Below are 10,969 nucleotides of genomic sequence, written 5' to 3' on the forward strand. Positions count from 1 at the left end.
CGTGTGGTTAACCCAGATGGTACAACAACTGGTGGTACAACTAAATTGTCCAACATCGCTGATGGAAAAGTAGCAGCTAATTCTAAAGATGCTGTGAACGGCGGTCAATTACATACTGCTAAATCTGAAATTGGTGCTATCATCGGTGGTACAACAATTAATGAAAATGGCAAAATTACAGGACCAACTTTCAGTATTACTAATGAGGAAGGTACTGCTGAAAATGCTGGAACTATTAAAGAGGCCATCGAAAAACTAGATGCAGCGAACAAGGGACAAAATACAAAAATCTCTGAAACAGCAGGAAAAGTAACAACCTTAGAAGGAAAAGTAGATGGTATCGTTGATAAAGGTATGACTTTCGCTGGTGATGATGCAACAGCAGATAAAGTAACTCGTAAATTAGGAGAAACTTTAAACATCCACGGTCAAAACAATATCACTGTGAAAAAAGATGGCACGGCAGCAGATACATTAAATGTAAAACTTGCTAGTGACTTGAAAAATATTACTTCCATCACTAATGCTGATGCAGACGGAAAACCAGGTAGCAAAATTACCTTAGGCGCAGATGGTGTATCTATCGCTAATACTGCAGCAGGTGCAGACGGTGCAGCTGGCGAAACTAAAACTGTTACAATCGGCAAAGACGGCATCAATGCTGGTGGCATGAAAGTTACCAATGTAGCGAAAGCAGAAGCAGATGACGATGCAGCGAATAAAAAATATGTAGATGATGCGATTAAAAACTTGAATACAACAGTGACTAATAATGCAAATCTACGTTATGCTGGTGATACTAACGAAGGCGCAGTAAATGGTGAAGATCACTTGAACTTACCATTAGCGACAGGTACTTTAAAAGTAGCAGGTACAGCTGACCAAATCAAAACTGTAGCTAATAATGGAACCATTACTTTATCCTTAGATAAAAAAGTGACAGACAAATTAGCTAAACTTGGTGACACAGCTTCCAATGGACGTGATGGCAAAGATGGTGCGTCTGGTGCACAAGGCTTAACTGGCAAAGATGGCTTAAACGATAAAACATTAACAGATAAAGTAAATGCATTACGTAATGGCGAAGCTGGATCTGTAGTATATACTAATGATGCTGGCGACCGTGTGGTAAAAGCTAAAGATGGTAAATACTATAAAGCTGATGAAGTAAAAGCTGATGGTACTGTAAAAACTGCTGAGGAAAATAACGGTAAAGCACCAAAAGTAGTAGAGAATCCACAAGCACGTGTTGTGAATGGTAATGGAGAAACTACAGTTCCTACAACCTTGTCTAACATCGCAGATGGCAAAGTAGCAGCAAACTCCAAAGATGCTGTGAACGGCGGTCAATTATATACTGCTAAATCTGAAATTGGTGCTATCATCGGTGGTACAACAATTAATGAAAATGGCACAATTACAGGACCAACTTTCAGTATTACTAAAGCAGATGGTACGGCTGAAAATGCTGGAACTATTAAAGAGGCCATTGAAAAATTAGATGCTACTAATGCTGGACAAAATGCTAAGATTTCTGGAAATACAGAAAAATTAACAAAACTAGGTGAAACCGTTACTGAAAATTACAATGATTTATCTACTAAAATTACCCAAGCAGGTACAAATGTAACCAATGCATTGACTACAAAAGGCTTAGACTTCACAGGTAACGATACAACTGCGAAAGTACACCGTGATTTAGGTACTACTTTGACAATTAAAGGTGCGGAAAACTTCACTCGTACAGATGCTGAAACAAACAACATCAAAGTTGTGAAAAATAACAATGATCTTGATGTGAAATTAGCAGAAAACCTTGGCAATATCAAATCTATCAGTAATACTACTGGAGAAGGAAAACCAGGCTCTACTATCACCTTAGGTGCAGATGGAGTATCCATTGCTAATACGGCAGCAGGTGCAGATGGAGCAGCAGGAGAGACTAAAACTGTTACTATCGGTAAAGATGGCATCAATGCTGGTGGCATGAAAGTTACTAATGTAGCTAAAGCAGAAGCAGATGAAGATGCAGCGAATAAAAAATATGTAGATGATGCAATTACCAACTTAAATACAACAGTAACTAATAATGCAAATCTACGTTATGCTGGCGATACTAACGAAGGTGCAGCAGCTGGTGAAGATCACTTGAACTTACCATTGGCCACAGGTACTTTAAAAGTAGCGGGTACAGCTGATCAAATCAAAACTGTAGCTAATAATGGAACCATTACTTTATCCTTAGATGAAAAAGTAACAAATAAGTTAGATAAACTTGGCGATACATCCTCCAACGGACGTGACGGCAAAGATGGCACATCTGGTGCAATTGGCTTAACTGGTAAAGATGGCTTAAATGACAAAACGTTAACAGATAAAGTGAATGCATTGCGTAATGGCGAAGCTGGATCCGTGGTGTACACTAATGATGCTGGTGACCGTGTGGTAAAAGCAAAAGATGGTAAATACTACAAAGCTGATGAAGTAAAAGCTGACGGTACTGTAAAAACTGCTGAGGAAAACAAAGGTAAAAAATCAGAAGAAGTGACAACTCCACAAGCTCGTGTGGTAAATCCTAATGGAGAAACTACAGCGCCAACTACCTTGTCCAACATCGCTGATGGCAAAGTAGCAGCAAACTCCAAAGATGCTGTAAACGGTGGACAATTACATACTGTGAAATCTGACCTAGCTACAGCACTCGGTGGAGATTCTAAAGTCGATGCTGACGGCTCCTTCACAGGCCCTACATACAACATCACAAAAGATGATGGCACAGGCAAAGAGGCTGTGAATAATGTAGGCGATGCGATTAGTAAATTAGATGGTCGTATCAACAATGCCAACACTACACTTGCTAATAAAGGCTTAGATTTCACAGGTAACGATACAACTGTGAAAGTACATCGTAATTTAGGTGAAACTTTAACAATCAAAGGTGCAGAAAACTTCACTCGTGAAGCAACTGAAACAAATAACATCAAAGTGGTTAAAACTGATAATGACCTTGATGTGAAATTAGCTGAAAACCTTGGCAACATCAAAGAAATCGCTGGTAATGGCAAAGATAACCTAGTGATTAAAAACGGCGATGCTACCATTACCTTGAAACCTAAAAAAGAGGCAGAAGGTACTAACCCTGCTACACCAGCTACAGTTGATTTTGGCGATACAAAAGTAGTAGCATCTAACTTGGATGCGTCCATTAAATATCGTGCTAATGATGAAGAGGCAGCCAATGCTAAATCTGTTAAATTAGCTGATGGTTTTAATTTCGTAGCAAGTACAGATACTACGACTACTGCAGAAGGTCCGAAATCTGGCATTGCTATCAAAGCAGAAGATAATGGCAAAGTAACATTTGGCTTAGATAAAGCGACTCGTGAAAAAGTTGACAACGCAGCGGATAAAAACTTAAGCAATTTAACTGATGATGGCAAAAATAAAGTTAAAGAGTTGGCAGGTGAAGCAGCTAAAGCAGCAGTTACTGTAGCAGATGGTATTAATACAACTGTTACAACTGATACGACAACTGCAGGCGTAACTACATATAAAGTAAATGCAAACGATACAACAGTAGCAGTGAATGCAGATAGCTTAGCTATTGCTGGTGGTGACCTAGATGCTACAACTAAAGTTCGTACCTACACATTAGATTTATCTGACACAGTAAAAGCAAAATTAAATGCTATTAACAATGTAGGTGATACAGCATCTAATGGTCGTGATGGTGTGAATGGTACATCTGGTGCAACTGGTTTAACTGGTAAAGACGGCTTAAATGACAAAACGTTAACAGATAAAGTAAATGCATTACGTAATGGCGAAGCTGGATCTGTGGTATATACTAATGATGCTGGCGACCGTGTGGTAAAAGCAAAAGATGGTAAATACTACAAAGCTGATGAAGTAAAAGCTGACGGTACTGTAAAAACTGCTGAGGAAAATAAAGGTAAAGCACCAGAAGAAGTGAAAACTCCACAAGCTCGTGTGGTAAATCCTAATGGAGAAACTACAGCGCCAACTACCTTGTCCAATATCGCAGATGGCAAAGTAGCAGAGGGTTCCAAAGAAGCTGTGAACGGCGGACAATTACACACTGTTAAATCTGATTTAGCCACAGCCTTAGGTGGTGGTGCTAAAGTAGAAAATGGCACTTTCACAGGCCCTACATACAACATCACAAAAGATGATGGCACAGGTACAGAAGCAGTTAAGAATGTAGGCGATGCGATTACTAAATTAGATGGTCGTATCAATAATGCGAACACTGTCCTTGGTAATAAAGGATTAGATTTCACAGGTAATGACACAACAGATGCTGGTAAAGTACATCGTAACTTAGGTGAAACTTTAACAATTAAAGGTGCTGATAACTTCACACGCACAGATGCTGAAACAAACAACATCAAAGTTGTGAAAAATAACAATGATCTTGATGTAAAATTAGCAGAAAACCTTGGCAATATCAAAGAAATCGCTGGTAATGGCAAAGATAACCTAGTGATTAAAAATGGTGATGCTACCATTACCTTGAAACCTAAAAAAGACGCAGAAGGTACTAACCCTGCTACACCAGCTACAGTCGACTTTGGCAATGCGAAAGTAGTAGCCCCTAATTTAGAGGCATCTATCACATATCGTGCTAATAGTGCAGAAGATGCAGATGCTAAGACTGTAACATTACAAAAAGGTTTGAACTTCGTATCTGGTGATGGTACAGCAGCTACTGCTGAAGCAGCAAAAGCGGGTATCACAATTGCAGCTGATAAAGATGGTAAAGTTGTATTCGGCTTGAATGAAGCAACTCGTAATGCTATCGATAATGCAGCAGATAAAAACTTAAGTAACTTATCCAAAGATGGTAAGGATAAAGTAGCTGATTTAGCAAAAACAGCAGCAAGAGATGCTGTAAAAGTAGCAGCTGGTAACAATGTGACAGTAACACCTGAAACAAAAGATGGTAATACAACATACACGGTAAACGGTCGTGATACAACTGTAAAAGCAGCTGATAATGGTAGCGTTTCTGTCACTGGTGGTACCTTAAATGCTAAAGGTGAACGTGAATACACAGTGGATTTAACAGCAGATGCTAAAGCTGAACTTGGTAAGATTTCTGATTTAAATACACGCTTGGGCAGTGCAGAAGGCAAAATTACAACGCTTCAAGGTGATATGACGAAGGCAAAAGATGATATTGCAGCGAATATGAAAGCAATTGAAGCTAATAAAGAAGCTATAGCTACCAATAAAAATGCAATTGCTGACAATGTAAGAGATATTGCAGCCAATAAAAAAGCTATTGAGGCAGTTGATGCAAAAGCAACTCAAAATGCAGCAGATATCAAGAAAAATGCCCAAGATATTAAGAACAATACAGAGACTATTAAATCTAATACAGATCGTATTCAAAAAGTAGAAAACCGTGTTACTACTGCAGAAGGCAAAATTGCTACTAATGAAAAAGCAATTAAAGACAATGCATCCGCTATTCAATCTAATACAAAAGCAATTGGTGCTAATACAACAGCCATTGCAAAAAATGCTAATGACATCACAAAAGCAAATAAAGAGATTGAAAGCTTAAAAGGTAATTCTGCCACAAAAGATTTAAGTAACCTGACAAATACTGGTAAGGATACAATTACTAATTTGATCAATGTAATAGGTGAACATGGTATTACTGTCACACCAAGTACTAATACAACTACTAGAGTAAAAACTTTCACAGCAAAATTAAATGACACAGTTACATTTGGTTCTGGTGATAAGAAAATTACTGTAGATGGTACAACAGGTACTGTGACAAGCAAAGCAGTAGCAGCTGATACAGTGAAAGCTAATACAGTAAATGCTAAGACGGTTCAATTAGGAGATTCTACAGGAACTAATACAACTGTTACAGCAGATGGTATAGCAGTAACGACTAAGAACCCTGATGGTACTACATCTAAAGTAGAAATCAAAAATGGCACAGTATCTGGTTTGACAAATACGAAGTGGGATCCAGCTAAAGTAGTGACTGAAGCAGATCGCAGTGTAGTGGCAACGCAAGGTCAAGTGAAAGATGTAACGGATACCTTGGCGCGTGGTCGAGTATTTGTAGGTGATACTGGTAGCACAGTGACTGTAGGTTTAGGCGATACATTAGCTATTAAAGGTGGAGCTACTAAAGCATTAACAGATGATAATATTGGTGTAGTATCTACTGAGGCAAAAGATGGCAAACCAGCTACGATGACTGTGAAATTGGCGAAAGATGTGAAAATGAAAGATGGTTCCACATCCTACGACTACTACTTACCTGAAATAAAAACAAATCCAGATGGTTCTAAAGAAATTGTTAAGAATGCAGATGGATCTGTGAAACATCAATTAGGTAAAGATGGTAATCCGATTCGTCTAGTAACAACTACAGTCAATGGCGAAGGCATTACGATTGCACCAGTGAAAGGTTTAGATAAACCGACTGTTTCCTTAACAGCGGATGGTCTAGACAATGGTGGTAATCAAATTCATAATGTAGCAGCAGGTACAGCTAATACGGATGCAGCCACAGTAGGTCAAGTACGTGCAGCAGCACACGCTTTAAATAACCGTGTGAATGAGGCAGGTGCTCATGCAGCGGCATTAGCAGCTATGAATCCATTGAGCTATGATCCTCTTAAAAAATCTCAAGTCATGGCAGGCGTTGGATCCTATAAAGGTAACAAAGCCTTAGCATTAGGTGTGGCTCATTATGCGAACGAAGATACTCTATTTAATGTAGGTGTTGCCGTTGGCGATGGAAGCAACATGGTCAATGCAGGTGTGACATATCGATTTGGCGGAGAATATAGTGCGGTTCCTGAACGTTACAAAGGCGGTCCAATTTCTTCTGTCTATGTAATGCAAGACGAAGTAAGTGCATTAAAAGCAGAAAATGCTGAAATGAAAGAGCAAATGAAAATGCTTATGGAACGTATTGAAATGTTAGCGGTAAAAGCATAATTTAATATGGATATGCTCATGGTATAAGAATAGTGGGTACTAAGTCATACAGGCTTAGTACCCACTTTCGTTATATATTAGAATGCTATTAAATTGATGTTAGATACAATTAATAGTTTTAAATTATAGTTAAAGAAATTATTGGAATTTATGGTTATAACTAATTGGCATGGGTAATTATATTAAATTTATTGAATAAGCTCTATGTATGCGTGTATAATAGTGATAGATATTTAATCATTTAAATGTAGGAGAAGATTAACATTTCGTAGGTTGATTATGTTACATCATTTTGTAAAGAAAGGAAGAGGAGTATTAACATGAACAAATTGTTTAAGGTTATTTGGAGCAAGTCTAAGCAATGCTACATCGTAGTTTCAGAAGTAGCGAAAAATACCACAGGTAAGAAGAAGATTGCCGTAGCTAGTGTATTAGCGGCCTTGGCAGTGAGTGCACAAGTGGCAACGGTACAAGCGGCAATTCCTGAGGGAGAATTAAATGGGGGCGCTATTTTAGCAATTGGTGGTAATGTTAAGGCCAATGGAGATAGCTCTGTAGTTATTGGTAAAAACAATGAGGTAAAAAATCGATTTTCTGTAGGAATAGGGAATAATATTGTGACAGAATCTGACAATGCTGTGGCTATTGGCTCTGGTTCTAATAACGGTAAAGTCCAAGCCCTAGGTGCTGATAGCATTGCTATGGGTACTCGTGCAGAAGCAACGAAGCAAAGTTCTATTGCCATAGGTCGTTTAAGTAAGTCCATAACAGATGAAAGAGGAGTTGCCATCGGTAATGAAGCGGTAACAACTGGGTATGCCGCTATTGCGATAGGTAATAAAGTTAAGGCTGACTCTAAAAATGCTATTAGTATGGGAAATGGTGCAAGCGCTAAGACAGAAGGTGCAGTCGCTATGGGTGCAAGCGCAAGTGCGGAAGTAAAAAATTCTGTAGCCTTAGGTGAAGGTTCTACTACAACATCTGCTGATGGTGCAGATACTACTGGATACTTGACAAATGACACTGTAAATAACAGTGATCATGGTGTTTTATCTATAGGGAATGGAAGCACTATTACTCGTCGTATCCTTAGCGTGGCAAGTGGTACTAATGATACTGATGCAGTAAATGTAAAACAGTTAAAAGCGTTAAGAAATGCAACACTAAGTACCTTGTCTGTTGTGAATGGAACAACTACAACAGATTTAGTGCCTAAAACAACTGCAGGTGATGCAGAAGCGCATAAAGTAAAATTAGTAGCTGGTAAAAATATTACTCTAACAGCCAACGAAAATACAGTAACTATTGCATCAACAAGTGAAGTGAACTCCATTTCAAGTGGGAATACAAATGCAATTTCCGTAACTACAGGTACAGATGGCAAAGTAAGTATCACTCCTAACTTGGCTAATGATCTAAATGCGGATACAGATGCAAATAAATTGGTAACTGCTGGTAAAGTAAAGTCAGCATTAGAACAAAAGGCCAATGCATCGGATGTTAATGATTTAAAAGCTAAAATTACGAAATTAGGAGATACATCTGCTGATGGACGTGATGGTAAAGCTGCTACAGGTAAAGCGGCAGATGATCCAACGGCTACAGCAGCTGATAAAGGATTAACTGGTCAAGATGGCTTGAATGGTAAATCCCTGACAGATAAAGTCAATGCCTTACGTAATGGTGAAGCTGGATCTGTTGTATACACTGATGCTGATGGTAAACGTTTAGTAAAAGCTAATGATGGTAATTACTACTTGGCAAAAAGTGTGGATGCAGATGGTAATAAAATTGGCGATGCACAACCAGTAGCTAATGATAAATTGCAAGCTAGTGTGATGAATCCAGATGGTAAAGGTGGTCCAACTACATTATCTAACTTGAAAGATGGTAAAATTGCAAAAAATTCCAAAGATGCGATGACTGGAAATCAGTTGTATGCAGCAAAAGCTGAAGTTGCTAAATATCTTGGTGGTGGTGCAACTGTAAATGAAAATGGTGATGTAACAGAACCAACATTTACAGTAAAAGATAAAGATAATAAAGATGTTGCGGCTCATAATGTAGGAGAAGCATTGTCCACCATGAATGAACGTTTAAATAAGGTTAGCTCTGCAGCAACTGATATTAGCGGTTTAAAAAATATGGAAGGACTTACTGAGGCTGGTATAAATAAAATCAAAGAATATGCTGGACAAGGTGTTGATGTTAAAGGTGATAAAAATATCACAGTAAAACCTAAAGATGTAAATGGTGTTAAAACATTCTACACAACATTGAGTGATGATCTTAAATTGGGTGGACCAGATAAAGAGCATCCTAATGTAAGGGTGAATGGAGTTGATAGTACTGTCACAGCTGGTAAAGATGATAAAGAAGTTAAACTAGATGGTGCTAAAGGTAAAGTGACTGTTGGTAATCCAAACGGCGATAAATTTGTTGAACTTGATGCAGCAACTGGTGGTGTACAAGCTAACAAAGTAACTGCAGGTAAAGGTGATAAAGCCGTATCTTTAGATGGAGATAAAGGTACTATTACAGCTGGTAAAGGTGAAAATGCTGTTGCTGTCAATGGTACAGATGCCACTATTAAAGCCGGTACAGGTGAAAACCAAGTAGGTATCAATGGTAAAGACGGTAGCGTAACAGCTAAAACGGTAAAAGCTAAAGATGTGAATGCCGATACACTTACTTTAGGTGATAAAGATTCTGCCAATGCTATCAAAATGAATGGTACAGATGGTACTATCACAGCAGGAACAGGTGAAAACCAAGTTGGTATCAACGGTAAAGACGGCAGTGTAACAGCTAAAACTGTAAAAGCAAAAGACGGTGAGTTTGGTGCTCCATTAGCTGAAGATGGTGCTCCAGCTAAAGCGGGTAAAAACAATACAAAAATTACTGATGAGGGTATCTCTGTAGTAGGTAAAGATAAAGATGGCAATAAAGCTACAGTAGGTATCAAAGACGGTCGAGTAAGTGCTGGTGATCCGGTAGATGAAAATGGTATTCCTACAAAAGCAGGTTCTGCTACATCTATGGATAAAGATGGTTTCTCCGTAGCAACAAAAGATAAAGATGGTAAAGTATCTAAAGTTGACATCAAAAATGGTGGTATCACAGCGGGTGCTCCAGTAGATGCAAACGGCGTTCCTACAGAAAAAAATGCTACAGCAGTATCTATGGGTAAAGATGGCTTCTCCGTAATTTCTACAGACGAAAACGGTAAAGCGCTTACACCAATTACTATCAAAAATGGTAAAATCAGTGGCTTACAACCTGGTACTAAGGATGATGATGTAGCAACTATTGGTCAAGTCAAAGAAGTGACAAATAAACTTGGCGCTGCTTTAGAAAAAACTTCCCAACGTGTAAGCGAAGTTGGTGCACATTCCGCAGCATTGGCAGCGATGAATCCATTAAGCTACGATCCTTTGAGAAAGTCTCAAATCATGGCAGGTATCGGCTCTTATGATGGAAACCAAGCGTTAGCATTAGGTATTGCACACTATGCAAATGAAAACTTTATGTTCAATGCAGGAATTACAATGGGATCTGGTAAGAGCATGGCAAACATCGGTGCAACATATCGCTTCGGTACTGGTGATGATGACAATATCCCAGAACGTTATAAAGGTGGTCCAATCTCCTCTGTATATGTAATGCAAGATGAAATCACAGCGTTGAAAGCAGAAAATGCTCGTAAAGATGTAGAGTACGGCAACAAAATTGATTTGTTGATGGAACGTATCGCTATGTTAGAAGCGAAACTAAAATAATATCATATAGGTAAGATAGTTCTAAGAAAGAACTAATGCATCCTATGATGGAATGAAATGGACACTGAGTTGACAGACTCGGTGTCCATTTTGTCTTTTTTGAAATACATTCACATTTCTTTATGTTATCTTCATGAAGATAGTGCATAATAGCACATTGAAAAATATAGGACACACTTGCTCTGCTACAGGCATCT

Annotated in this window: 2 protein-coding genes; both read left to right on the forward strand. The window is 38.5% G+C overall.

Annotated elements, in window-relative coordinates:
- Positions 1-6,993, forward strand: a 6,993-nt coding sequence (locus tag EO114_RS05525; protein ID WP_164723780.1) for a YadA-like family protein, incomplete at its 5' end; no start/stop codon positions are given.
- A gap of 320 nt (positions 6,994-7,313) precedes the next feature.
- Positions 7,314-10,772 (forward strand): YadA-like family protein, encoded by a 3,459-nt coding sequence (locus EO114_RS05530; RefSeq protein ID WP_127062006.1) that lies wholly within the window; start codon positions 7,314-7,316, stop codon positions 10,770-10,772.
- Positions 10,773-10,969 lie beyond the last annotated feature (197 nt).

Source organism: Veillonella sp. 3627, from assembly GCF_003992195.1.
GTDB lineage: Bacteria > Bacillota > Negativicutes > Veillonellales > Veillonellaceae > F0422.

Bases quoted from the DNA above. Each gene is read 5' to 3' on its own strand.
- EO114_RS05530 (WP_127062006.1), top strand. From the start codon at position 7,314: ATGAACAAATTGTTTAAGGTTATTTGGAGCAAGTCTAAGCAATGCTAC.